The organism is Aquirufa avitistagni (assembly GCF_042715545.1).
GTDB classification, from domain to species: domain Bacteria; phylum Bacteroidota; class Bacteroidia; order Cytophagales; family Spirosomataceae; genus Aquirufa; species Aquirufa avitistagni.
The window spans coordinates 608,864-633,249 of record NZ_JBBKXZ010000001.1 but is presented as its reverse complement, the minus strand read 5'-3'; the positions used below and the strand labels follow the sequence as shown (position 1 = coordinate 633,249).

Below are 24,386 nucleotides of genomic sequence, written 5' to 3'. Positions count from 1 at the left end.
ATCATTAGTATTATGATCGTAGGCCTTATGAAAATCGGATCACTATTAACGGCGTTAGCCTTACCATTTACCCAAAACATGGCTAAATCAAGACCAGAAAACACAGTTGCTGTTGCCGGCAAAAATTTCCACTCATTCAAAATGAAAGGAATTGATGGCAAAGAAATTGACTTCAGTCAATTTAAAGGTAAAAAAATCATCGTGTTAAATACCGCATCGAAATGTGGATATACACCACAATATGCTGACTGGGAGAAATTCCACAAAGCGAACAAAGATGTAGTTATTTTAGGTTTCCCAGCTAATGAATTTGGCGGACAAGAGCCAGGTAGCAATTCAGAAATTGCTTCATTTTGCCAACTAAACTATGGCGTTTCTTTCCAAATGATGGAAAAAGTTGTGGTAAAAGGTTCAGCAAAATGTGAACTATATCAATGGCTAACAGATAAATCACAGAACGGTTGGAACGAAAAAGAACCAAGCTGGAACTTCTGTAAATACATCATCAATGAAAAAGGTGAATTAGCCAATTTCTTTGCTTCGGGTGTTAAGCCAACTAGCCCTGAATTTATTGAAGCGTTAAAAAAATAAAAATGAATAGATGGGTGGAAGCGGCTCGACCGCGAACCTTACCGCTAGCTGTGTCTAGCATCTTATTAGGTAATTTTTTAGCATTCGCTCAGGGATCTTTTCACTGGGCGATTGCTATTTTGGCTGTATTAACAACATTAGCCTTACAAATTCTATCAAACTTCGCGAATGATTTAGGTGATTTCAACAATGGGATTGATACCCAAGACCGCAAAGTTGCTCTGCGTGCCGTTCAAACTGGTAAAATTAGCCAGGCCGAAATGCAGTTGGCCGTACGCATCACAGCAATTATTTCATTTATCCTCGGTATTTGTTTATTGGCCGTTGGCCTACAAAACGCTTCAATCCAAACATGGATTGGATTCTTGGGATTAGGCCTTGCCTGTATCGCAGCCGCGATTGCCTACACCGTAGGAAAACGACCTTACGGGTATATGGGTCTTGGAGATTTGTCTGTATTCCTGTTTTTTGGATTGACCGGAACCATCGGAACCTATTTCTTACACACTCATGTGTTCGAATTAGCTACCCTCCTTCCAGCCAGTGGATGTGGACTTTTATCTGTTGCTGTTCTTAACTTAAATAACCTACGCGACTTAGAAAACGACCGCAAATCAGGCAAGAATTCCATTCCGGTACGCATCGGAAAAACATTTGGTTTCTATTATCAAAAAGCTCTTTTGTTCGTAGGCGTTATCTGCTTCGCCATTTATCCCTTATTTCAGTCCTTACCTGTTCATAAAAACCAGAATTTAGTTTTGTTCTTGGGCTATTATCCCATCATCTTAATGATCCGCGAACTCAACGAAAAAATGACACCGGCTGAAATAGACCCCTATTTAAAGAAAACCGCGTTGCGCACCTTACTACTAATTTTAGTTTTTGGTTTCACACAAGTTTTCTTGAGCCGCTGATTTCCCTTATTTTTACAAAAAAATAATTTATGAAAATCAAATTTCTACTTGCTGTCCTTGTGTTCACCTGCCTTCAAACATCTTTGTTTGCGCAAGAAACCGTTGATTATTTGGAGTTCGGGCTTACCCAAAACAAAACAGGAAACTATGCGGATGCTCTTCGCAATTTTAGCTTAGAAATTGAAAAAAATACGGCCAACCCAAACCCAATCGCATTTTATAATCGCGGTTTCGCTAAATATAACTTGAAAGATTTCCGCGGGGCTATCTTGGATTTTGATAAAGCGATTGAGTTAAAGCCCACGTATTTTGAAGCCTTTATTGCCCGTGGACAAAGCTATAGCAAGCAGGAAAATCATAAGGTAGCCATACAAGATTACAATGAAGCTATTCGGTTGAATCCCTTGGAAGCAACGGCCTATTATAGCCGTGGTGTATCAAAAATGAAGCTAGCAAACTACCGCGGAGGACTCTCTGATTTCAACAAATCACTCGAATTAAATCCGGAATATGCACCCGGTTTAGCAGCGAGAGGTGAAGCAAAATCAAAGTTACTTGACTTTAAAGGGAGCATTGAGGACTTTGATAAAGCTATTGAATTAAGCCCTAAACGTTCCGGGTATTTCTCCAATCGGGCATTTGCGAAAATGCAATTAACAGATTACGCCTTAGCATTAAAGGATTATGCCGATGCAATCAAATTAAGTCCTGATAATGCAGACGACTACTATTTTGCCGGATTTTGCAAGACACAATTAGAGAATTTCCGTGGAGAAAATGGCGAAAAAGGCGCGCTTGAGGACTTTTCTAAAGCGATTGAAATGGATCCCGTTAAAGTGGAAGCCTATTATGGACGTGCATTTGTTAAGGCCAAGTTAGGTGATCAACGGGGTGCGATCGAAGATTACAGTAAATCAGCAGACCTAGGGAATAATGAAAATGCCAAAATTTTGTATGACACCAAAATGACGAAAGTGCTTTTGGATGAACTTCGTAATGGCGTGCCTGATAAAGTTAAAATTTCACCATTTAGCACGGAGCGTGCAGAAGTATACTTCAACCGCGGTGTTGCCAAAGCAAAGTCTGGTGATTCAAAACAAGCTATGGACGATTATAACCGAGCTATTGCATTGAATCCAATCTACGCGGAAGCCTATTACTTTAGAGGTGTAGCCAAATCTTCGTTAGGCGATCAACGCAATGCCATTCAAGATTGTTCGAATGCAATTAAGTTGAACCCCAAATATGCAGAAGCCTACTACGTTAGAGGCATCATCAAATTAGCCCTAGGAGATTCCTCAGGTTGCCTTGATTTAAGTAAGTCTGGCGAATTAGGATTTAATCAAGCGTATCAAGTTATCCGCGATCACTGTAATTAATCGAACCTTAAATGCTTCACGGATTCACCTGAACTAGCCAGTTCAATCAATGAATCTATCCCGATCTGCAAATGTGATTCAACATAACTAGTCGTCACTTTTCGATCAGAGACTTCTGTTTTTACACCATCAGGCGTCATGGGATTATCGGATACCAATAACAACGCACCGTGCGGGATTTTATTGACGAAACCTACCGTAAAAATGGTCGCCGTTTCCATGTCAATTCCCATCGCACGGATATCCGACAAATATGTTTTGAATACCTCATCGTGTTCCCATACGCGTCGATTGGTGGTATAAATCAAGCCCGTCCAGTAGTCTAACTCGTGCTTCTTGATCATGGAGGAAACCGCGCGCTGCAAACGAAATGAAGGTAAAGCTGGCACTTCTTTAGGCATGTATTCATCTGAAGTTCCCTCCCCGCGAACTGCGGCAATGGGTAAAATCAAATCACCTAAATTTAGATTTTTCTTTAGTCCACCACACTTACCTAAAAACAAAACAGCCTTAGGACTAATGGCTGAAAGAATATCCATAACCGTAGCGGCCATGGGAGAACCCATACCAAAGTTTATAATCGTAATATTATTTGCTGTGGCTGTTTGCATGGGACGATCTTGCCCGAATATGTCAACCTGGTATTTGGCGGCAAACATGTCCACGTAATTTTTAAAATTTGTCAATAAAATATATTGGCCAAATGATTCAATGGGCGTACCCGTGTAACGTGGCAACCAATTCTGTACAATCTCTTCTTTCGTCTTCATATTTTGATTAGGTGTAATGTAAATAATCAACAAATAGCTTAATTTAGTCCTTTCGTTGGCTAAAAACTATGCGCCCGTCGGCAGAACTGCAATTGCTCTTTCCTGAATTTGAGTATAAATTAACGCAAAAGGATGGAAAACTTTTCATTTATGATGGGATTGCAAAAAAATATAGAGCGTTAACACCTGAAGAATGGGTGCGCCAACACTGTTTAAATTACTTGACCCAACATCTAAATTATCCACCTTCTATTATACAAATAGAACGTGGGCACGAGATAGATCAAATGCAACGAAGAACTGATATTCAGGTTTTCGATAAGCAAGGACAGGTATATATGTTGATCGAATGCAAAGCACCCCATGTGGCGTTGACGGCGCAAACGTTTCATCAAATCAGTCAATATCAAAAGAAAAACGCAGCACGTTTTTTGGTATTAACGAACGGCTTAGAACATCAAATATTTGAAATAGATTACACCCATACAACAACAAACCAATTAACGGAATTCCCCCTTTACCTATGAAAAAAACCAGCTTATTTATCCTAACATTGATGTGTATGACCACATGGACGTACGGTCAAAAAAAATCCACTGAATCAAATCGTCCTGCTTTGGTTGTTGGCATTGTAGTAGACCAAATGCGCTACGATTATTTATACAAATATGCAGACCGCTATTCAAATAATGGATTAAAGCGCCTGATGCGCGAAGGAATGAATTGCCAAGATAACCACTATAATTACGCACCTACGGTAACCGCAGCTGGCCATGCCAGTGTGTATACCGGTACGGTTCCTGCCGTTCATGGTATTGTGGGAAATGAATGGACGGACGTTGCCACAGGCAAAAAGGTATATTGTACAGATGACAGTACCGTTAGTACCGTAGGAACCACAGGAAAAACAGGTTTTATGTCGCCGAAAAATATGTGGACAAGCACGATCACGGACCAATTAAAATTAGCTCAAAACTTCAAATCAAAAACGATTGCTATTGCGTTAAAAGACCGCGGAGCAATTTTACCAGGAGGTCATTCCGCTGATGGAGCCTATTGGTATGACTCAAAAGAAGGACGCTGGATTACTTCCAGTTTCTACATGCAATCACTTCCTAGATGGGTACAAACATTTAATGCGGAACAGCGTGCACAAAAGTATACCAAAGCCGGATGGAACACCCTCTATCCTATTCAAACGTATACGTTAAGCGGACCAGATGATTCGCCTTATGAGTCAAAAATGGCTGGTGAAACTGCGCCTGTTTTTCCACATACCTTACAAGGCGGCAATCCATTGGAATTAATTCGCACAAGTCCTTATGGAAATACCTTAACGAAAGATTTCGCGATTCAAGCGATGACCGAGGAAAAGTTAGGTAAGAATGGGACCACCGACTTTCTAGCGGTGAGTTTTTCTTCTACGGATTATGTTGGCCACAGTTTTGGTCCACAATCCATTGAATTAGAAGATACCTATTTACGTTTAGATCAAGATATCGCTGAAATCTTAACGTATTTGGATAAAAACTATGGTAAAGATCAAGTCCTTGTATTCCTAACCGCAGATCACGCGGTGGCGGAAGTACCAGGTTATTTGAATAGCCATAAAATGCCAGGTGGTGTTTTCGATCGTGTTAAAGCCATGTCTGATATTAAAAAAGCTACTCAAGAGGCTTTTGGCCAAACAGATTTAATCATCGGGGAAGACAACTCCCAATTGTACTTCAATAAAGCTGTCTTATCCAAAATGAATATCGATCGGGAAAAACTAATTCAGGTTGTTAAACAATCGCTTAAGAAACAAGCAGGTTTTCAGGAGTTAGTTGACCTACACAACATCGAAGCATCTACATTAAACAATCTATACACGACAATCATTCGTAACGGATATAACCAAGATCGCAGTGGTGATGTGATGATTTTATTGAAACCACAATGGTTTATTGGATACAAAACGGGTACCACGCATAGCACCTTGTATGCCTATGATACGCATGTACCCTTGTTATTTTATGGCTGGAAAGTGAAGCCTAGCGAAGTAACTGAGCGCACGAGCATTAGCGATATTTCGACTACGCTGGCGAATTGGTTGCATTGCATGGAACCATCTGGAAGTATCGGTCAAATTATCCCTTTAAAAAAGTAGCCGGCAAATTAAAAACTAGCATTAATTGAAGATATTTGGCTAAATTTGCAGTCAATTTTTGAACATTATAAAGAAGTCACTATGAAAATTGCGGTTGTTGGCACAGGGTATGTAGGCCTCGTAACAGGAACATGTTTTGCTGAAACAGGAAATCATGTCACATGCGTTGATATTAATGTAGCGAAAATCGAGCAAATGAAAGCTGGGATTGTACCTATCTACGAACCAGGCTTGGAAGATATGTTTCATCGGAATGTCAATGAAGGCCGATTAGATTTTACAACATCTTTATCTGAGGGAATTGCAGGAGCCAAAGTTATTTTCTTAGCCTTGCCTACGCCTCCGGGGGAAGATGGTTCTGCCGACTTAAAATACATTTTACAAGTAGCGAATGATTTAGGTCCATTATTGACTGAATATACCGTCATCATTGATAAAAGTACCGTACCAGTAGGTACGTCTGAATTAGTCCATGCGGCGATTGCTAAAAAAGCCCAAGTTGATTTTGATGTCGTATCAAACCCAGAATTTTTGCGTGAGGGCGTCGCGGTAGAAGACTTCATGAAACCTGACCGCGTGGTGATTGGGACAGAATCAGATCGTGCGAAAGAGGTAATGACTAGATTATATGCGCCATTGGTTCGCCAAGGGAATCCGATCATCTTTATGGACGAACGTTCTGCGGAGATGACCAAATATGCAGCTAACGCGTTTTTGGCCACTAAGATTACCTTCATGAATGAAATTGCGAATTTATGTGAGAAAGTCGGTGCTAATGTCGATGATATTCGTCGGGGCATCGGAACAGACTCCCGTATCGGAAAGCGATTCTTATTTGCAGGTATTGGTTATGGTGGATCTTGTTTCCCTAAAGACGTGCAAGCATTAGCTAAAACATCGGAGGAAAATGCATACCAATTTCACATTTTGGATTCGGTGATGCGTGTCAATGAATTACAGAAAACGAAGTTAATGCCATTGATTGAAAGTCACTTTAACAATGATTTGGCTGGAAAAACGATTGGAATATGGGGCTTAGCATTTAAACCCTACACGGATGATATTCGGGAAGCACCAGCATTGTATAACATTGAAGCCCTATTGGCTTTAGGTTGCAAAATACGCGTTTATGATCCGGAGGCCATGAAAAATGTCCAAGAGCTTATCGGCGATGTGGTAGAATATTCCAAAAGTCCATATGATGCGATTGAAGGGGCAGATGCCTTATTGATTGTAACAGAATGGCCACAATTCAGAACACCTGATTTCGATCGCATGGACAGCTTATTGAAAAATAAAGTCATTTTCGACGGCCGAAATTTATATGAATTGCCCCAAATGCAAGAATTAGGCTACACGTATTATTCAGTAGGCCGCAAATCTGTTGTTTAACTTATGAAACGAATATTAATTACCGGCGGAGCTGGATTTTTAGGATCCCATTTATGTGATCGATTCATCAAAGAGGGCTACCATGTCATCGCGATGGACAATTTGATCACAGGTGATTTGAAGAATATTGAACATTTGTTCAAATTAGAACATTTTGAATTCTATCACCATGATGTTTCTAAGTTCATTCACGTTCCTGGAGATTTAGATTACATTCTACACTTTGCATCTCCAGCATCACCAATTGATTACTTAAAGATCCCTATTCAAACCCTGAAAGTGGGTTCATTAGGAATTCATAATTGCTTGGGATTAGCGCGTGTTAAAAACGCAAGAGTCTTAATCGCATCTACGTCAGAGGTATATGGAGACCCAACGGTCCATCCACAACCTGAGGAGTATTGGGGAAATGTAAACCCAGTGGGTCCACGTGGTGTATATGATGAGGCCAAACGCTTTCAAGAGGCGATGACGATGGCATATCATACCTACCATGGATTAGAAACACGTATCGTGCGTATTTTCAATACCTACGGCCCGCGTATGCGCCTGAATGATGGCCGCGTACTTCCTGCATTCATCGGTCAAGCCTTGCGAGGTGAAGATTTAACGATGTTTGGTGATGGTTCTCAAACGCGTGCTTTCTGTTATGTAGATGATCTAGTAGAAGGAATTTACCGCTTGTTGCTGAGCGATTATGCCCAACCAGTCAACATTGGTAATCCAGATGAAATTACGATTAAGGAATTTGGTGAGGAGATTATCAAACTAACAGGAACGAGTCAAAAGTTGATTTCATTGCCATTGCCAACGGACGATCCGAAACAGCGTAAACCAGACATCACGAAAGCAAAAGCTTTATTAGGCTGGGAACCTAAAGTTTCGCGTGCTGAAGGACTGAAAATCACCTACGAATACTTCAAGTCATTAAGCCCGGAAGATTTACATCGAATGGCGCATCATAAAGAGTTTTAGTAAAAACCGGGGAAACCCGGTTTTTTTATGCCTTTTGTAGAGACGCGATGCCTCGCCTAAAATCCCCAGCCTTTAGTCTGGGGCTACTAATAACCCTAGGCTTTAGCCTAGGGAATCCTGAAAGGTTTGCCAAAGAAAACAAATAAAAAAGGCTGCTCTTTCGAGCAGCCTTTTTACTTCGGATTAGCAATATCTTAGTTGAAGATATAACGGATACCGAATTGTGCTTGCCAACGAGAACCAAGTCCGAAAGAACGTTGGAAAGTCTCCACTAAAGGCGTAGTACCTGCACGGTAAGGGAATTGGTAAACTGGTCTTCCAGTAGCCGCATCGTTTGTTACATAGTTCAATAAACCTGCACGCAATGGTGTTTGGTTTAAGCCCCACTGTGGAGACATGTAGTTACCGAAGTTAAATACATCCAATGTAAATTGTAAGGTATTCTTCTTACCTGCCACATTGATATAGAAATCTTGGATTACTTTGAAATCAAAGTTTGCAGCCCATGGTAACTCAGCACCATTACGCTCTGCATACTGACCACGACGAGAAGACAAATACTTATCTTGGTTGATGTACTTATCTAAATCCGCCCATTGCTGAGCTGCCGTATACGTTCCTAAATCACGTAATAAAATCTCTGATTGGCTACGTGGAACATAAATCAAGTCATTTGCATTTTGGTTATCTCCATTCATATCACCTGAATAGGTATATGAGAAACGACCTGCTGGAGCTACTGAATACGTGAAACCAAACGTCGTAGACGCTTTTTCATTCAAGTAATTCAAACGGTATGAACCATATGCGTTGATACGGTGTGCTTGCATATATGAAGAATATGAAGCCACATTCTCATTTGGATCACCAGAAACAACACGGTCTCTCCATTGCGATTGAGCAATAGATCCACCATCATTCACTGAACGTGAATCTGAATTCGTGTATGATAACGAAGCAAACAATCCATTATCAAACGCCTTTGATACCGTAGCAGTCAAGGCATATGAATAACCTAAATTCGTATTCTTGATTAAGATAGCATCAGAGATGTTTGGATTGTCTACCGTATTTCCAGTTGCAGGTGCATTCAAACCACGTGTACCACCATAAATTTGGTTGTTACGTGTATTTGTTGGAATACCCGTTGGAGAAGCTGTGAAATAAATAACACGATTGTCTGGACCAACTGCCTTCACCGTAGAATTCGGCAAGTTCACGTTCTCCAAGTATACCGCATTAATATCCTTTGTATAAATACCTTCCAAAGAAACTAACCAGCCATCACCCAATTGCTTATCCATCGCTAAGTTCGCACGGAAAACTTGAGAGAATTTAAAATTCTGATCCGTAACCGCTAAGTTATACGCAGTAGGTTGTAAGTTAGTCAATGTACTTGCGTTTGGCTTATATGCATCTACATTAGGTGTAAATGGATAATTTCTCAATTCTGCCGCCGCAGTAACTAAACGAGATCCGAACAATACACCGTTGTTAGACAACTGGTTCGACAACCATACATAAGGAACACGACCTGAGAATACACCCAAACCACCACGTACTTGAGTCGTCTTGTCATCTTTTACATCCCAGTTAAATCCGAAACGTGGAGACCATAAAACAGTAGTCTCAGGGAATTTGTTGGTAGCCAACTTTACTCCATCACGGAACGTTAAATTAGGAACAAATGAGTTTGTATACTTTGGCTCATCAAATGATGGGAACGAAGTCGCATCTCCACGTAGACCAAAAGTTAATTTCAAACCTTTTGCAGCTGTAATCTCATCTTGACCATAGAATGATAAGGTATTACCCTTCATCTCAGCAAATGGGAAGTCAGCATAATTTGACCATTGAACTTGGTAACGTACAGGTGAAACAGTTAAATCACCACTTGCAGATTTGATAAAGTCATCAATCGAACGGAACTGGTAACCACCATAATAGTTAGGAGCAAAACCATTCTTAAATGCATTTGCTTCATAAGCAGCACCAAACGTATATACATGCTTTCCTTTGTAGATAGTTAAGTTATCCGAGATTTGGAAAATATCAGAGTTCAACAAGTTATTCGCCGAGAATGGTTCGTAACCAAATGCAGTCATTTGGTTTAAGTTGTTATTTCCAATATCAACTGTAGGGAATGGATTGTTATTCACCGGTGACTCACGATAGTCACGCATAGCGGTATAACCAACTGTCAAGTTATTTGAGATTGTATTCGAGAATGTCGAGTTCAATTCAGCAATGTACGAGTCTAAGTTGTTGTTAATACGATACAATGAACCTTGGAAAGGTAACACGTTAACCGATGGCGAACGACCTCCAGATAATGAACCTGAGTTCGAAGGAGAAATATCAGCAAACGAACGTAAGTAGTTATACTTAATGTTCAATTTGTGCTTATCAGAAATGTTCCAGTCTAAACGAACGTTAGCTTTTTGTGAGAATTTCTCTCTGTTGTAGTTCTCGTACGCACCTGGATCATAGTTGAATTTCGACAACAAGAATGATTTCAAACGATCTAAATCTTCAGCTTTCGCGATCGATTTGTTCGGCTCAGTACCTGTACGTGTTGCCACAAAGTTAGAACCTGGATCTGTTTGTGTTTCTTGCTCAAATGATCCAAAAATAAATAACTTATTTTTGATGATTGCTCCACCCACACGTGCACCAAATTGTCCACGGTTGAATTTACCAAATTGAGAAGTTGCATCACCAATTTTATTTCCTACTAAACCTTCGTTTGTACCAAAATAATAACCTGAACCAGTCCAATTATTTGTACCAGACTTTGTTACTACGTTGATGTTTGCACCCGTTGCCATACCTTGACGTACGTCATACGGAGCAATCAATACTTGGAATTGGTCAATCGCATCCACCGAAATAGGCGAAGCACCTGCTTGACCACCAATTGTAGGTGATAAAGCGAACGCATTGTTGAAGAACGCTCCGTCAACAGTTACGTTGTTATACAATGCATTACGACCAGCAAAGTTCAAACCATTCGCACGTGGATCTAAACGCGCAAAATCACCTAATGAACGATTCAAGGTAGGTAATGTCGTAATGGAAGAGTTTGAAACGGTTGTTGCCGCACCCGTACGTCCTGAGTTAATCACCGAACTACGTGAAGCTACGACCTTAACTTCTTCTAACTGTGATTGACTAACTTCTAATTTGAAGTTTTGACGCAATTCAGAAGCCAATGTCAACACAATTCCTGATTGTGCAGATTCTTTGTAACCTACGAATGAAACAGTCACTTTGTAAGGACCACCCACACGCATGTTAACAATATTGTAACGACCATCTGCACGTGTAGACGCACCGTAACGAGAACCCGTAGGCTCATGCACTGCAATCACCGTTGCACCTGGTAGGCCTTCGCCTTTTTCGTCCACTACCGTACCTGCGATGGCAGAAGTAGTTGAACCTTGAGCAAACACCTGCCCAATGGGAAGCATCATTATTAGCGCAAAAAACGCTCCTAATAACACTGAGTGAGTAATAAACCTTCTCTGCATAAATTTGGAATTTAGTTATAAATGAAATAGAAGTATTGAAGCCACAAAATAAACCTAAAAAATCAAATACTCCAAAAGGATTCGAAAAGACTTTTTCTATAATTTGTTGATTGATAGCACTAAAGCCATAAATAATGTACTCTAACACATGAATCCAACCTAGATTAGTCCTAAAACCGTTTAAAATTTAACAGAAACATAATTTTTAATTATTTAAAGAATAATTTTGCAGCAGAAATTATCTTATGCAAGCAAACGAAGAATCCATTAAACTGACTTCCTATTCCCACGGTGCCGGATGCGGATGTAAAATATCTCCCCAAATTTTAGATCAAATCCTACAATCGGATACGCCTAAAAAACATCATCCGCTTCTTTTAGTCGGAAACGAAAGCCGTGACGACGCCGCTGTGTTTGATTGGGAAAACGGAGAAGCAGTTATTTCTACGACCGATTTCTTCATGCCGATTGTCGACAATCCATTCGACTTCGGAAAAATTGCAGCCACCAATGCCATTTCAGATATCTATGCCATGGGCGGCAAACCCCTCATGGCGATCGCAATATTAGGGTGGCCCATCGATAAAATTGCTCCCGAAATTGCCCGTCAAGTTTTAGAAGGCGGCCGTGCCGCATGTGCTGAAGCTGGAATTCCATTGGCAGGCGGACATTCCATTGACTCCCCAGAGCCAATTTTCGGATTGGCCGTAACCGGGAAAGTCAAAAAAGAAAATCTGAAGCAAAATGATCAAGCTTCCGCCAATGCGCTCCTATACTTAACCAAACCTTTAGGTGTAGGTATTTTAACCACTGCACAAAAAAGAGGCATCGTTTCTGATGCCGACTTGGCTACAGCCGTTAAGCAAATGAGTACCCTGAATTCCTTTGGGGCTAAAATCGCACCATTAGCTTATGTGGAATCACTGACGGATGTGACCGGTTTTGGACTGATGGGTCACCTCGTTGAAATGTGTGACGGATCAGGAGTTAGCGCCGAGTTATTTTTCGACCACATACCAACCCTCAATAACCTAGACCATTACTTAGACCAAAAATGTTTCCCAGGTGGAACAAGTCGCAATTGGGCAAGTTATGGTCACCGAGTACAAGAGGGAATTACAGAAAACCAACGACTCATCGGGGCAGATCCACAAACCTCCGGTGGTTTATTAATCGCCATTTCAAAATCATACAAAGACGCCTTTGAAGCTTTCGCTAAAGCCGCAGGCTTTGATTTGAAGCCAATTGGTCAAACAATTCCCCAAAAAGAAAAAGCGATCTACCTGAAATAATGGAACTATATTTTAGAAAAGTAGGTGAACAAGGACCTGCCATGATTATTTTACATGGCATTTTTGGCAGTTCAGACAATTGGCTAGGTATCGCCAAAGTATTCGCCAGCACCCACCAAGTCTATTTAGTGGACCAACGAAACCACGGGCAATCACCCTGGTCCGACGAATTCGACTATCAAGTGATGTCGGAAGACCTGAAAGAATTCATCGATACGCATCAATTGATCAATCCGATCATCATTGGTCACTCCATGGGCGGTAAAGTAGTCATGCAATTCGCATTGAACTATCCAACGCTTTCCGATAGATTTATCATCGTGGACATAGCACCTAAATTTTACCCAGTCCACCACACGTCGATTTTAGCTGGATTAAATAGCATTGACCTAAAAACAATCGCGTCAAGAACGGAAGCCAACGAACACCTCAAACGCTTCGAAGAACAAGAAGGCGTTCGTCAATTTCTATTAAAGAACCTCTACCGCAAAAATGATACGGAATTCGCCTGGCGAATCAACCTGGCTGTCATTACCAAAAATATTGATGTAGTCGGTCATGAATTATGGGTCAAAAACCCCTGCCAAACGCCTATTCACTTTATTAAAGGAGCAAACTCTCATTACATCCAACCGGAAGACGAGCGCTACATCGCTGAAATTTTCCCGAATTTTGACATACATACAGTTGCAAACGCTGGACACTGGGTTCAGGCCGACCAGCCCGAAGCGTTTATTCAAGTAATTCAGTCGATCCTATGAAACTGATACTCATCCCCTGCCCCATTGCAGAAAATACCGCGTCAACTTCCTTAGCGCCGGAGGTACCCGCTTATATTGCGCTATGCCAACATTTTCTTGTCGAGAATGTCCGGACAGCCCGCAGATTTATTTCTGAACTCAAACTCGGAATCACCATTGATTCCTTGACTTTTGAAATTCTAGATAAGGACACCCAGAAAAAGTCAATCTTAGATTTCTTTCAAAAACATCAAAACGAAGCCTACATCGGTGTTATTTCCGAGGCAGGTTGCCCAGGTGTCGCAGATCCAGGCGCCCTAGCTGTAGGAATCGCCCAAGAAATGGGCATTGAAGTTGTTCCACTCGTGGGACCCTCTTCGATCCTACTCGCACTGATGGGGTCTGGTTTTTCAGGCCAAAAGTTTGCCTTTCATGGCTACCTACCTATCGAGAAACCTGCGCGCATTAAGCGCATGGAGCAACTAGTTCAGCTAACCGAAAAAACGGGGGAAACACACATGTTCATTGAGACCCCTTATCGAAATAATGGATTATTGGAGGATATGATCCAGCATCTTCCCGGAAATACCTTAGTAGCCATTGGCGCTAATCTGCAAGGAGAAGGTGGATTTATACAAACAAAAACACTCAAAGAATGGTCGGCACAAAAACCTGAACTGCACAAAATTCCGTGCATTTTCCTTTTTGGCCAAACCAATAATTAATCCGAAATTTGTAGCGTTTATGATACAGCTCGAAGTCTTCCAATTCAATCCCTTTCAAGAAAACACCTACTTATTGTGGGATGACGCCGGAAATGGAATTGTTTTCGACCCAGGCTGCTACAGCTACGAAGAGCGTAAAGAAATCAAAGATTTTATCATCGAGAAAGGTATTCAAATGAAATACATTTTGAATACCCATGCACACATCGACCATGTGCTAGGCGTTTCCTTTTTCCAAACCGAATACCAAATTCCATTTTGCCTACATCTCAAGGACAAACCCCTATTAGATGACGCAGGTAAGCGCGCTGAAGTGTACGGATTCCCACATTATCAGGCGGCAAACGTCGATCAATGGATTAACGAAACCGAACGGATTCAAGTAGGTGAATTTGACATACAAATTTTATTTGTTCCCGGTCATGCACCCGGACACGTGGCTTTTTATTTAGAAAAGCAAGGCTGGGTGATTGGTGGAGACGTACTTTTCAAACGGAGTGTGGGAAGGACCGATTTTCCGTTATGTAATCATGCCGACTTAATGCATAGCATCCAAACGCAATTATATACATTGCCTACAGAGACGCTTGTATATCCTGGTCACGGACCTAAAACATCGATTGGAGAAGAGAAGCAACATAATCCCTATGTAAAAGCATGAAAAAAGAGATCCCCAATCTGTTAACTTTGGCCAACCTGCTTGCGGGCTGTCTGGGTATTTATTTTGTTATTCAGGGCAATTTACTTTGGGCATCGTATTGCATTTTCATTTCGTTGGTTTGTGATTTCTTAGATGGATTTTTAGCTCGACTACTCCATGCCTATTCGGAATTGGGTAAGCAATTAGATTCCCTGGCCGACATGGTTTCGTTTGGTGTTTTACCAAGCTTCATCCTTTTCGCGCTCGTTGAACAAAGTTGTGGTACACAATGCTCGGTGGGTATTTTCGGATTCTACAAACCATTTATGGTTTTTGCCTTAGCGTTAATGTCGGCCTACCGACTCGCAAAATTCAACATTGACACCCGCCAAAGTGACCAGTTCATCGGGGTACCCACACCTGCAAATGGGCTATTAGTGGCTTCTTTGCCATTAATTTTACATTTTCAACCTGAATTCAGTCCGTATATATTACACTTCAAAGGCTTATTGATTTACAGTATTATCATGAGTTATTTATTGGTAGCTGAATTTCCGTTGATGGCCTTTAAATTTAAATCTTGGGGATGGGCTGCGAATCAAATGCGCTACTTATTTCTGATTTATTGTGTTGCTATACTCGTATTGCTTAAATTTGCAGCTTTCCCGATTTTAGTTGTTTCCTATATCGTGTTATCGTTTATCCTTTCGTTACTTAATATCAAACAAAAATGAAATTTATCGCAGAAATCAATGTAATGCCCCAAAAAGAAATTCTTGACCCACAAGGAAAAGCAGTTCGTATCGGCTTACAAAATTTAAATATCACACAGGTTTCTGATGTGCGTATTGGAAAACATATCACATTGCAATTAGAAGCGGCATCTGAGGCCGTTGCTCATGAAATTGTAACGGAAGCGTGTAAGAAATTATTGGCCAACTTGATCATGGAGGAATTCGAATTCACCCTGACTGCCGTATAAATTAAAATTGGCCTGTATGCAACATCACCAGCGTGCAGGCCTCTTCTACTTGCATCCCCTCCGCAGCAAGCTGCTTCATTAAGTCTGGGTTTTCTGTACCTGGATTAAAAATCACCCGTTTCGGCTGAAGACGTATTAGATATGCCAAAAGATCCAACTGATTTTTGGGCCCTACATATAACGTAACGGTGTGAATATCAACCAAGTCCGGTTGGCCCACCTGTATGTCAATTCCCCCAATTTCTCCAGGCTTGTGTCCTACCAAAATCACTTCATGCCCTTTCGAAAGCAATAATTCAGTGGCCATAAAAGCATAACGAGCTGGATTGGTGGATGCACCATAGACTAAAACGCGCATGTAAGTATATCAGTTTTGTGATACAATAATAGCACAAAAACAGGCGTTTTCTAGATTAAAAAGTCGTAATTACGTCACAACCACTAATAAAAAACATGTATTCAACTCCTACCTTACGGATTGAACAATGGAAACGTATTCAATCCCCTGATTGGCCCATCGAAATCCACGTGGAAATTTCGAATTTCGGTCGAATTAAAAGCTTCAAATCCAACCCAAAAGGGAAAATCATTTTGGGTTCCTGCATTCAAAACTATCGCTCGTTGAATATGCGCCATCAAGGCAATTCAATCAATCGATATGTGCACAAAATGGTCGCTGAACTCTTCATTCCGCGTACAAATCCAGAGGCAACGTTTGTTATCCATCGAGATTTCGATAAAAAAAACAACCACGTGGCAAATTTGGATTGGGTCACGCGTGACGCGCTAACGGCCCACAACTTACGTAATCCCGCCATACTGCAAAAAAAGATGCCCTTGCGGACCAAAAATTACAAATTGAGTATCGCGCAAGTCTTACTCATCAAGCAGATGCTACGCACGGGCAAAAACCGCATCAAAATGATCGCCAAGCAATTTGGCGTCACCTCAACGCAAGTCAATCGAATCAAAAATGGATCAAATTGGAAACAAGTGCACTTAAAATAACTGCGAAGCAATGGCATGCACGCTATCCGACTTACTCATCGTATAAAAATGCAAGGCTGGAACACCCGCTTGCATTAATTCGCGACCTTGCTGGACCGCCCATTCCACACCCACCTGCTTAATCGCAGCATTTGTGGTACACGCGCGCACTTCCTTTGCTAAGGCTTCTGGCATTTCTAAATGGAATATTTCAGGTAATATCTCCAACTGACGCACGGTCGCAATGGGTTTCAATCCCGGTATAATCGGAACATGAATATCCATAGCCCGACATTTAGCAACGAAATCAAAGTAGTGTTGATTGTTAAAAAACATTTGGGTTACAATGTAATCAGCACCCGCATCCACTTTTTGTTTTAAATAGCGCAAGTCTTCGTCCAAGGAAGCCGCCTCAAAATGCTTTTCTGGATAAGCGGCTACACCCACGCAAAAGTTCGTAGGCAATGACTCCGTCTCCTCATGTAATAAAATGCCTTGGTTCATCGCATGAACCTGAGCGACTAATTCATTCGCATACGCATGTCCACCTGGTTTTGGAATAAAATGGTCCTCCCCTTTTTCTTGGTCTCCACGCAATACAAGCGCATTTTCAATTCCTAAGTAATGTAAATCAATCAAGAAATCTTCTGTCTCCTCTTTCGTAAATCCACCGCAAATAATATGCGGCACAGCTTCTGTCTTAAACTTCTGCATAATCGCTGCACAAATACCTAAGGTACCCGGACGCTTACGAATAGGAATTCGTTTCAACGCACCGTCTACTAGCTTTTCTACATACTCCTCACGGTGATATGTTACCTCAATAAAAGGCGGATTAAACTCCATCAAGGGCTCAATATGCGAAACTAGTTCACCTAAATGTTGACCTTTCATCGGTGGAATAATCTCAATCGAGAATAAAGTCTTCCCCTTTGCTGCCTCTAAATACTGTGTAATCTTCGTCATAGCTTACGCATCATATGTTAAAACAGGACTTAACCAACGCTCCATTTCCTCCAATGGCATCCCTTTCCGCGCTGCATAATCTACTACTTGGTCTTTGGCTATTTTACCTAAACCAAAATACGTACTCTCCGGATGTGAGAAATAAAATCCAGAAACCGCAGAAGCTGGATACATCGCGTAACTCTCCGTTAATTGAATTCCAATCTGCTTTTCCGCATCCAATAATTCAAACAAACGCTTCTTTTCCGTATGATCTGGACATGCTGGATATCCCGGTGCCGGACGAATACCTTGATATTTTTCCATGATTAATTCTTCATTACTCATGGACTCATCAGCTGCATAGCCCCAGTATTCCCGACGCACACGCTCATGCATTAACTCAGCAAAAGCTTCCGCCAAACGATCAGCTAATGCCTTGACCATGATGGAGTTATAATCATCATGCTGTGCTTCATATTTCGCTAATAAAGCCTCAATACCAATACCCGTCGTCACCGCAAACGCACCCACAAAATCCGTTTCTCCCGTTGATAAAGGAGCAACAAAATCACTTAAGCATCGGTTGGGTAATGATGCCGACTTCTGACCTTGTTGGCGCAAATGATGTAACCATGCAGTTGAATCCGAAGTCTCATCTTTACGCTGAATCGTGTAGGATGCATGCGCATGTGAACCATGTTTTTCACAAGGAACCTCTTGCACACGTTCCTCAAAGTCATGCAAAATCATATCATCTCCGAAAGAATTCGCAGGGAAGAACCCAAGCGCAGCTTTAGCCGTCAACAACTTGCCGTCGATGATTTCTTGTAATAATGCTTGCGCATCATTGAATAGTTTTCGTGCCTCTTGGCCAACGGTCTCATTATCAAAAATCCGCGGATATTTGCCTGATAATTGCCACGTGGAGAAGAATGGTGTCCAGTCGATGTATTTCGCAATTTCGGCCAGCGAATAATCCTGGAAGTATTTTACACCCAAAAACGATGGTTGCTTGGCTTTAAATCCGGTCCAATCGATGCCCGTTGGCTTTTGACGCGCTTGAGTAATCGATAAATAATTTTTCTCTTGTTGGCGCGCCGCATGCGACACCCGCAACTCCGCGTATTCCTGCTTGATCTCAGAAAAAATTTCTTGCGAAGTCAATTCACTTTGCAACAAACGACCGGCCACGGGTACCGAACGCGAAGCATCCAATACGTGAATAACTGGACCACTGTAATGTGGATCAATTTTAACTGCGGTATGAATCCGGGAAGTCGTAGCTCCTCCAATCAATAAAGGAACCGTAAATCCTTGACGCTCCATCTCTTTCGCCACATACACCATTTCATCTAAAGAAGGTGTAATCAAGCCTGAAAGGCCGATAATATCTACTTGATGCTCTTTGGCAGCTGCTAAAATCTTTTCGCAGGATACCATCACACCGATGTCAATCACCTCGTAATTATTACATGCGAGGACAACACCCACAATATTTTTACCGATATCATGTACGTCGCCCTTCACCGTTGCCATTAAAATTTTACCGGCCGAAGAACTCTCCCCTCCTTGCTTTTCAGCTTCGATGAAAGGTAATAAATAGGCAACCGCCTTTTTCATGACACGGGCCGACTTCACTACTTGAGGTAAAAACATTTTGCCTTCGCCGAACAAATCACCTACCACGTTCATACCATCCATCAATGGGCCTTCAATTACTTGAATAGGCTTATCCACATGCTGTCTCGCTTCCTCTACATCTTCATCAATAAACTCAGTCAATCCTTTAATCAACGCATGTTCCAAACGCTTATTCACAGGTAATTGACGCCAAGCATCATCTACAACGGCTTCTTTACCCACCGACTTAACCGTCTCTGCGAAGTGAACTAATTTCTCCGTAGCTTCTGGATTGCGATTCAATAAAACGTCCTCGCATAGATCACGCAAAGGCTGGTCAATTTGATCATACACGCCTAATTGGCTTGCATTCACAATACCCATATCCATACCCGCCTTAATCGCATGGTATAAGAAAACCGTGTGCATCGCTTCACGAACTGGTTCATTTCCGCGGAAAGAGAAGGAAATATTGGATACTCCACCGGATACTTTGGCATGAGGTAAATTTTCCTTGATCCATTTCGTTGCCTTAATGAAATCATTCGCATAGTTATTATGCTCCTCGATTCCTGTGGCAACCGTTAATATATTGGGGTCAAAAATGATGTCTTGGGCAGGAAATTTAACCACGTCCACCAAAATCCGGTAAGCACGTGTACAAATTTCAATCCGACGCTCGTAGGAATCCGCTTGACCATCTTCGTCAAACGCCATCACAACGACAGAAGCACCATATTGCTTGACTTTATTCGCTAATTCAATAAATCGCTCTTCCCCTTCCTTTAAGGAAATGGAATTAACAACCGACTTACCTTGCACGCATTTCAAACCGGCTTCAATAACCTCCCATTTGGAAGAGTCAATCATGATCGGTAAACGGGCAATATCTGGCTCAGCCATCAATAAGTTTAGATATTGTGGCATCATTTTAACGCCATCAATCATCCCCTCATCCATGTTGACATCCAAAATCTGTGCCCCACCATCCACTTGCTCACGCGCTACAGCAATCGCTTCTTCAAAATTTTCTTCCCGAATTAATCGAGCAAATTTCTTGGAACCTGTCACATTACAACGCTCACCAATATTGACAAAATTGGTCAATTCCGTGATTTCCAATGGCTCTAAACCCGATAGTTTCTGATTTAATGAATCTTCAGGAATTACGTGAGGCTTGTATTTCGCTGCTATTTCAGCAATCGCTTGAATGTGTGCCGGTGTCGTACCGCAACATCCACCAATAATATTGACAAAACCATGCTGCAAGAAATCCTCAATCACCTCCGCCATTTGTTCAGGCGACTGATCGTATTCTCCCATTTCATTCGGCAAACCCGCATTTGGGTGTGCAGAAACTAAAAATGGAGATTTATCATGTAGCGTTTTTACGTACGGTCGCATTAAATCTGCCCCTAAAGCACAGTTTAAGCCCACCGACAATAAAGGCATGTGAGAAATCGAGGTTAAAAAAGCTTCCGTTGTTTGACCCGAAAGCGTTCGGCCAGAAGCATCTGTAATGGTTCCGGAAACCATCACAGGAAGATAAGGCTTAGAAGGATTTTCTTTGAAAAATTGATCGATGGCAAATAACGCAGCCTTCGCATTTAGGGTATCAAAAACGGTTTCAACGAGGAGTAAATCAGCACCACCATCCACCAAGCCATGTACCTGTTCCGTATACGCTTCAACCAATTCATCAAATGTCACGGCACGAAAACCGGGATCATTAACGTCTGGAGAAAGGGAAAGTGTCCGATTCGTAGGTCCAATTGAACCCGCCACATAACGTGGTTTTGAAGGATTTTGAGCCGTAAATTCATCAGCTACTTCGCGCGCAATCTTCGCAGATTCGAAATTTAGTTCGTAAACCAATTCCTCCATGTGGTAATCTGCCATGGCAATCGAAGTCCCTGAAAAGGTATTGGTTTCGGCGATATCCGCGCCCGCTGAGAAATACTTTGCGTGAATTTCTTTAATCACATCTGGCCGCGTAATAGACAGCAAGTCATTATTACCCTTAACCTCGTGTGGAAAATCTTTAAATCGTTCGCCCCGGTAGTCGGCATCCGATAACTTATATTCTTGAATCAATGAACCCATGGCACCATCCAACACAAGGATCCGATGGCGCAATTGTTCGTAAATAGATGGCTTCTGCATAATCTTGCAAAGATACCAAAATCATATGAATCGAGGCAAGAATTAGGCGCCTAGAAAGCCCATTTTTTTGATTTTTTCCAAATCCGCAGGACTATCTATCCCAATCGCTTCATATTCGGTTTGGATCGTTTGGATGACATAGCCTTTTTCCAACCAGCGTAATTGCTCCAGAGATTCTGCTAATTCAAGCGCTGAAGGTTTTAATTGACTTAATTCACGTAAAATATCAGCCCGATAGGCATATAAACCGATGTGTTTGAAAAAAGAATGTTGGCTTAACCAATCTTCTTGCGCTACACCTCTAAGAAATGGAATCGTTTGACGCGAAAAATACAAGGCATGGCCTTGTTCGTTTATCACCACTTTAGGGGTATTGATTGAAAATAGTGTGTTTTCGTCTTCTACACGCTTAATTAAGGTCAAAATAGGTGCATTAGTAGCAAAACCTGCCGCCAATTCTGTAAGCTGAGCTGGCTCGATAAAAGGCTCATCCCCTTGAATATTGACGATGTAGTCAACGGGCTCGCCCAAATTTTCCATTACCTCCGCACAGCGATCCGTTCCTGAAACATGATCTTCACGTGTCATACATACTTCTGCCCCAAAAGCTACAGCAGCTTGTTGGATCCGAACATCATCAGTGGCGATAATGATGCGATGCCAGCCGGCAACTGCCGAAACCCGTTCAAAGGTCCGCTGGATCATCGATTTACCACCAATATCTACCAAAGGCTTTCCTGGAAAGCGCGTAGATGCGTACCGAGCAGGAATGACAGCGACAACTTTTTTACCTTGCATCATGGGAATAGAACCGTTTATGCTAAAATTTTCACCAAATTTGCACATAATTTGCGGGGAATCCGTGGGACCAAGGTGGAAAAAATATACACACATACTTTTTCGGGAAATATTTGGAGTACCGGGTATTTCGGTGATGCACAACATCCCAAATGCTGGATCGAGTCGCGTGCGGGTGATGAGGTCCACTGGCACCAAGTAGATTTAACGACCTTCCATTGTCAAGAAATCCCGTTTCCAATAGAAGCCAACAAACCAAAGACGTGGCTTATTGGCATTGATTCCATTGCGGTATTTCTTTGTTTACACACCGGAAAAAACCCAGGAATTGAGGCAATTGAAGGCTACGATTTAACTACTGGCAAAAGAATTTATCGGATTGAAATGACCAGTTGGTTAGCCATCGATGGAACCTATTTGCAGACCTCATCTGGAGATATAAATCTTCGAACTGGCGTTTACGAATCGAAACAAGTAGATCATTGGCAAGGTGTCACGTTTGAATCACCACAACATTTCGAGGAAAGCCAACCGGGTTTAGAGGCCTTTCAGACGCTTTTTAAGCAAAAATTTGGAGAAAATATTGTGAAGGGATTGGATTACTGGGAAGGTACGGATAAGCTAATATTTTCTTATTATCTTTACGACCATGGCTGGAAAAATCGCTTGCGCATTTGCTCATTTGATTTCCAGACACTCCACGAGGAAACGCTAGTAGCCAGTGAAAAAATTGGATTCCAAACATTTCAACTAGTACACGGACATTTAGTATATATACGAGATAAACAAGAATTAGTGATCTATGCGCACATTTAAACTACTCTTTTTCTTGGTTTTTGGGTTTACTCTTGCGACAAAAGCCACCACACTCGATTCCTTAGGACTTAAGAAAGAGAGCAACAAAACGTATATCGTATACAAGGTGGGCAACAAGCAAACCCTGTTTTCAATTTTAAAAAAATACAACCTTTCGCTGACTGAGTTTAAGCAGGTCAACCCTGAAATCAGCATCCCCGTAAATTCAGGTGAAATCGTCTTCATTCCGGTTCATTACTTAGATGAAAGCACGAATAACTTATTATCCGTAGCTAAACCCATCGAGAAAGCACCTGAAGAAAAACCTAGCAATTCGACAGGTATGCACATCGTTGCCGCTAAGCAAAGTTTATTGACAGTGGCCAACTTGTACAAAGTGACGATGGCAGATTTGCGCAAGTGGAATAATTTAACGTCTGATGTCTTAAAAGAAGGCCAACGCTTACTAATTTCTGCTCCTGCATCCGTGGACAAAACGACCTTAATGCCCAGCAAAACGGCTGAACCGGTTAAAACAGAAGCCGACATTAGCAATAATGATGGCCTGCGCAAAACGATTGAAACAGGAATTGCTGAATTGATCGATGTGCCAGATAATTCAGGAAAATACCTGGCTTTGCATAAATCTGCGCCCATAGGCACGTTGGTGTTAGTCAAAAACTTAGCCAATAATCAAAGTATTTGGGTGAAGGTCATCGGACGTTTACCGAGTACAGATGGCAAATTAATTATCAAGTTATCACCCAAAGCATTTGAGCGATTGAACGCGGTAGACAAACGTATTCGTGCTGAAATCAGTTATCTAGTTCAATAATGCCCAAACGTAAAAGACCCATCACGGCCGGAACCGTAGCTTTTGAGATTCTATTTATCCTCTCATACCCATTTATTGCAGCATTTTCAGCTACAGTAACCGTGCTCGTTTGGGTATTGTCGATTCCCTCTCGATTGATGGCATTTTTCGGAAATAAATAA

23 protein-coding genes are annotated in these 24,386 nt (G+C 41.6%); 17 read left to right on the top strand and 6 right to left on the bottom strand.

The features are described 5' to 3' along the window. The first annotated feature begins 12 nt into the window (after window positions 1-12). Genes U0R10_RS02625 through U0R10_RS02615 form a run of 3 tightly spaced genes read left to right on the top strand, consistent with a single transcriptional unit; the run spans window position 13 to window position 2,884 of the window. Complete coding sequence (locus tag U0R10_RS02625; RefSeq protein ID WP_377982211.1) at window positions 13-591, top strand: glutathione peroxidase; 579 nt, start codon at window positions 13-15, stop codon at window positions 589-591. 2 nt (window positions 592-593) lie between these two features. Continuing rightward, a complete protein-coding gene (gene menA / locus U0R10_RS02620) occupies window positions 594-1,505 on the top strand; it encodes a 1,4-dihydroxy-2-naphthoate octaprenyltransferase (RefSeq protein WP_377982209.1) in 912 nt (303 codons plus the stop codon). A gap of 29 nt (window positions 1,506-1,534) precedes the next feature. Continuing rightward, on the top strand, window positions 1,535-2,884 hold the full coding sequence (locus tag U0R10_RS02615) for a tetratricopeptide repeat protein (protein WP_377982207.1): 1,350 nt from the start codon (window positions 1,535-1,537) through the stop codon (window positions 2,882-2,884). On the opposite strand, the gene U0R10_RS02610 is transcribed toward U0R10_RS02615, so the two are convergent. Beyond that, window positions 2,881-3,654 carry an AMP nucleosidase gene (locus U0R10_RS02610; RefSeq protein ID WP_377982205.1) on the bottom strand — a complete coding sequence of 258 codons (774 nt, stop codon included), beginning with the start codon at window positions 3,652-3,654 and terminating at the stop codon, window positions 2,881-2,883. The two genes, U0R10_RS02615 and U0R10_RS02610, sit on opposite strands and share 4 nt — an antisense overlap. Before the next feature lie 68 nt (window positions 3,655-3,722). On the opposite strand from U0R10_RS02610, the gene U0R10_RS02605 reads away from it, so the two are divergent. From U0R10_RS02605 to U0R10_RS02590, 4 genes are all read left to right on the top strand, one after another. Continuing rightward, complete coding sequence (locus U0R10_RS02605) at window positions 3,723-4,181, top strand: type I restriction enzyme HsdR N-terminal domain-containing protein (RefSeq protein ID WP_377982203.1); 459 nt, start codon at window positions 3,723-3,725, stop codon at window positions 4,179-4,181. Next, window positions 4,178-5,803, top strand: a complete 1,626-nt coding sequence (pafA, locus tag U0R10_RS02600; RefSeq protein ID WP_377982201.1) for an alkaline phosphatase PafA — start codon at window positions 4,178-4,180, stop codon at window positions 5,801-5,803. The genes U0R10_RS02605 and pafA overlap by 4 nt, the downstream gene beginning before the upstream one ends. Before the next feature lie 81 nt (window positions 5,804-5,884). Further along, entirely contained in the window at window positions 5,885-7,195 is a 1,311-nt protein-coding gene (locus U0R10_RS02595; RefSeq protein WP_377982199.1) for a UDP-glucose dehydrogenase family protein, read from the top strand. A 3-nt stretch (window positions 7,196-7,198) separates the two neighbouring features. Beyond that, window positions 7,199-8,170 carry a UDP-glucuronic acid decarboxylase family protein gene (locus tag U0R10_RS02590; RefSeq protein WP_377982197.1) on the top strand — a complete coding sequence of 324 codons (972 nt, stop codon included), beginning with the start codon at window positions 7,199-7,201 and terminating at the stop codon, window positions 8,168-8,170. A 194-nt stretch (window positions 8,171-8,364) separates the two neighbouring features. On the opposite strand, the gene U0R10_RS02585 is transcribed toward U0R10_RS02590, so the two are convergent. Continuing rightward, window positions 8,365-11,643 carry a TonB-dependent receptor gene (locus tag U0R10_RS02585; protein WP_377982195.1) on the bottom strand — a complete coding sequence of 1,093 codons (3,279 nt, stop codon included), beginning with the start codon at window positions 11,641-11,643 and terminating at the stop codon, window positions 8,365-8,367. A 302-nt stretch (window positions 11,644-11,945) separates the two neighbouring features. Here U0R10_RS02585 and selD point away from each other — a divergent pair, with 302 nt between their 5' ends. From selD to purS, 6 genes are read left to right on the top strand one after another with little or no spacing between them, the layout of a single operon-like run. Further along, on the top strand, window positions 11,946-12,992 hold the full coding sequence (gene selD / locus U0R10_RS02580; protein ID WP_377982193.1) for a selenide, water dikinase SelD: 1,047 nt from the start codon (window positions 11,946-11,948) through the stop codon (window positions 12,990-12,992). Next, a complete protein-coding gene (locus tag U0R10_RS02575; RefSeq protein ID WP_377982191.1) occupies window positions 12,992-13,753 on the top strand; it encodes an alpha/beta fold hydrolase in 762 nt (253 codons plus the stop codon). Before selD ends, U0R10_RS02575 begins: the two co-directional genes overlap by 1 nt. Then, window positions 13,750-14,457 carry an SAM-dependent methyltransferase gene (locus U0R10_RS02570; RefSeq protein WP_377982189.1) on the top strand — a complete coding sequence of 236 codons (708 nt, stop codon included), beginning with the start codon at window positions 13,750-13,752 and terminating at the stop codon, window positions 14,455-14,457. Before U0R10_RS02575 ends, U0R10_RS02570 begins: the two co-directional genes overlap by 4 nt. Before the next feature lie 19 nt (window positions 14,458-14,476). Then, the gene (locus U0R10_RS02565) at window positions 14,477-15,118 is read left to right on the top strand and encodes an MBL fold metallo-hydrolase (protein WP_377982187.1); all 642 of its coding nucleotides are present in this window, start codon (window positions 14,477-14,479) and stop codon (window positions 15,116-15,118) included. Further along, entirely contained in the window at window positions 15,115-15,831 is a 717-nt protein-coding gene (gene pssA, locus U0R10_RS02560; RefSeq protein ID WP_377982185.1) for a CDP-diacylglycerol--serine O-phosphatidyltransferase, read from the top strand. Before U0R10_RS02565 ends, pssA begins: the two co-directional genes overlap by 4 nt. Further along, complete coding sequence (gene purS / locus U0R10_RS02555; RefSeq protein WP_377982183.1) at window positions 15,828-16,079, top strand: phosphoribosylformylglycinamidine synthase subunit PurS; 252 nt, start codon at window positions 15,828-15,830, stop codon at window positions 16,077-16,079. Before pssA ends, purS begins: the two co-directional genes overlap by 4 nt. A gap of 1 nt (window position 16,080) precedes the next feature. On the opposite strand, the gene U0R10_RS02550 is transcribed toward purS, so the two are convergent. Then, on the bottom strand, window positions 16,081-16,437 hold the full coding sequence (locus tag U0R10_RS02550; protein WP_377982181.1) for a CoA-binding protein: 357 nt from the start codon (window positions 16,435-16,437) through the stop codon (window positions 16,081-16,083). A gap of 95 nt (window positions 16,438-16,532) precedes the next feature. On the opposite strand from U0R10_RS02550, the gene U0R10_RS02545 reads away from it, so the two are divergent. Further along, entirely contained in the window at window positions 16,533-17,087 is a 555-nt protein-coding gene (locus U0R10_RS02545; RefSeq protein ID WP_377982179.1) for an NUMOD4 domain-containing protein, read from the top strand. Here the strand turns inward: U0R10_RS02545 and metF are convergent. From metF to kdsB, 3 genes are read right to left on the bottom strand one after another with little or no spacing between them, the layout of a single operon-like run. After that, window positions 17,079-18,032 carry a methylenetetrahydrofolate reductase [NAD(P)H] gene (metF, locus tag U0R10_RS02540; RefSeq protein ID WP_377982177.1) on the bottom strand — a complete coding sequence of 318 codons (954 nt, stop codon included), beginning with the start codon at window positions 18,030-18,032 and terminating at the stop codon, window positions 17,079-17,081. The two genes, U0R10_RS02545 and metF, sit on opposite strands and share 9 nt — an antisense overlap. Window positions 18,033-18,035: 3 nt before the next feature. Further along, window positions 18,036-21,797 carry a methionine synthase gene (gene metH / locus U0R10_RS02535; RefSeq protein ID WP_377982175.1) on the bottom strand — a complete coding sequence of 1,254 codons (3,762 nt, stop codon included), beginning with the start codon at window positions 21,795-21,797 and terminating at the stop codon, window positions 18,036-18,038. 42 nt (window positions 21,798-21,839) lie between these two features. After that, window positions 21,840-22,598, bottom strand: a complete 759-nt coding sequence (kdsB, locus tag U0R10_RS02530; RefSeq protein WP_377982173.1) for a 3-deoxy-manno-octulosonate cytidylyltransferase — start codon at window positions 22,596-22,598, stop codon at window positions 21,840-21,842. 72 nt (window positions 22,599-22,670) lie between these two features. Here kdsB and U0R10_RS02525 point away from each other — a divergent pair, with 72 nt between their 5' ends. The 3 genes from U0R10_RS02525 to U0R10_RS02515 are packed head-to-tail and all read left to right on the top strand — an operon-like array spanning window position 22,671 to window position 24,386. Beyond that, a complete protein-coding gene (locus tag U0R10_RS02525; RefSeq protein WP_377982172.1) occupies window positions 22,671-23,411 on the top strand; it encodes a hypothetical protein in 741 nt (246 codons plus the stop codon). Continuing rightward, complete coding sequence (locus tag U0R10_RS02520) at window positions 23,398-24,225, top strand: LysM peptidoglycan-binding domain-containing protein (protein ID WP_377982170.1); 828 nt, start codon at window positions 23,398-23,400, stop codon at window positions 24,223-24,225. Before U0R10_RS02525 ends, U0R10_RS02520 begins: the two co-directional genes overlap by 14 nt. Continuing rightward, a complete protein-coding gene (locus U0R10_RS02515; protein ID WP_377982169.1) occupies window positions 24,225-24,386 on the top strand; it encodes a hypothetical protein in 162 nt (53 codons plus the stop codon). The genes U0R10_RS02520 and U0R10_RS02515 overlap by 1 nt, the downstream gene beginning before the upstream one ends.

Coding starts and splice junctions, on each gene's coding strand:
- pssA (WP_377982185.1), top strand. CDS start 15,115: ATGAAAAAAGAGATCCCCAATCTGTTAACTTTGGCCAACCTGCTTGCG.
- U0R10_RS02610 (WP_377982205.1), bottom strand. CDS start 3,654: ATGAAGACGAAAGAAGAGATTGTACAGAATTGGTTGCCACGTTACACG.
- menA (WP_377982209.1), top strand. CDS start 594: ATGAATAGATGGGTGGAAGCGGCTCGACCGCGAACCTTACCGCTAGCT.
- U0R10_RS02595 (WP_377982199.1), top strand. CDS start 5,885: ATGAAAATTGCGGTTGTTGGCACAGGGTATGTAGGCCTCGTAACAGGA.
- metF (WP_377982177.1), bottom strand. CDS start 18,032: ATGACGAAGATTACACAGTATTTAGAGGCAGCAAAGGGGAAGACTTTA.
- U0R10_RS02615 (WP_377982207.1), top strand. CDS start 1,535: ATGAAAATCAAATTTCTACTTGCTGTCCTTGTGTTCACCTGCCTTCAA.
- metH (WP_377982175.1), bottom strand. CDS start 21,797: ATGCAGAAGCCATCTATTTACGAACAATTGCGCCATCGGATCCTTGTG.
- U0R10_RS02545 (WP_377982179.1), top strand. CDS start 16,533: ATGTATTCAACTCCTACCTTACGGATTGAACAATGGAAACGTATTCAA.
- U0R10_RS02565 (WP_377982187.1), top strand. CDS start 14,477: ATGATACAGCTCGAAGTCTTCCAATTCAATCCCTTTCAAGAAAACACC.
- U0R10_RS02605 (WP_377982203.1), top strand. CDS start 3,723: ATGCGCCCGTCGGCAGAACTGCAATTGCTCTTTCCTGAATTTGAGTAT.
- purS (WP_377982183.1), top strand. CDS start 15,828: ATGAAATTTATCGCAGAAATCAATGTAATGCCCCAAAAAGAAATTCTT.
- U0R10_RS02550 (WP_377982181.1), bottom strand. CDS start 16,437: ATGCGCGTTTTAGTCTATGGTGCATCCACCAATCCAGCTCGTTATGCT.
- U0R10_RS02520 (WP_377982170.1), top strand. CDS start 23,398: ATGCGCACATTTAAACTACTCTTTTTCTTGGTTTTTGGGTTTACTCTT.
- U0R10_RS02585 (WP_377982195.1), bottom strand. CDS start 11,643: ATGATGCTTCCCATTGGGCAGGTGTTTGCTCAAGGTTCAACTACTTCT.
- U0R10_RS02625 (WP_377982211.1), top strand. CDS start 13: ATGATCGTAGGCCTTATGAAAATCGGATCACTATTAACGGCGTTAGCC.
- selD (WP_377982193.1), top strand. CDS start 11,946: ATGCAAGCAAACGAAGAATCCATTAAACTGACTTCCTATTCCCACGGT.
- U0R10_RS02515 (WP_377982169.1), top strand. CDS start 24,225: ATGCCCAAACGTAAAAGACCCATCACGGCCGGAACCGTAGCTTTTGAG.
- U0R10_RS02575 (WP_377982191.1), top strand. CDS start 12,992: ATGGAACTATATTTTAGAAAAGTAGGTGAACAAGGACCTGCCATGATT.
- U0R10_RS02590 (WP_377982197.1), top strand. CDS start 7,199: ATGAAACGAATATTAATTACCGGCGGAGCTGGATTTTTAGGATCCCAT.
- U0R10_RS02570 (WP_377982189.1), top strand. CDS start 13,750: ATGAAACTGATACTCATCCCCTGCCCCATTGCAGAAAATACCGCGTCA.
- kdsB (WP_377982173.1), bottom strand. CDS start 22,598: ATGATGCAAGGTAAAAAAGTTGTCGCTGTCATTCCTGCTCGGTACGCA.
- pafA (WP_377982201.1), top strand. CDS start 4,178: ATGAAAAAAACCAGCTTATTTATCCTAACATTGATGTGTATGACCACA.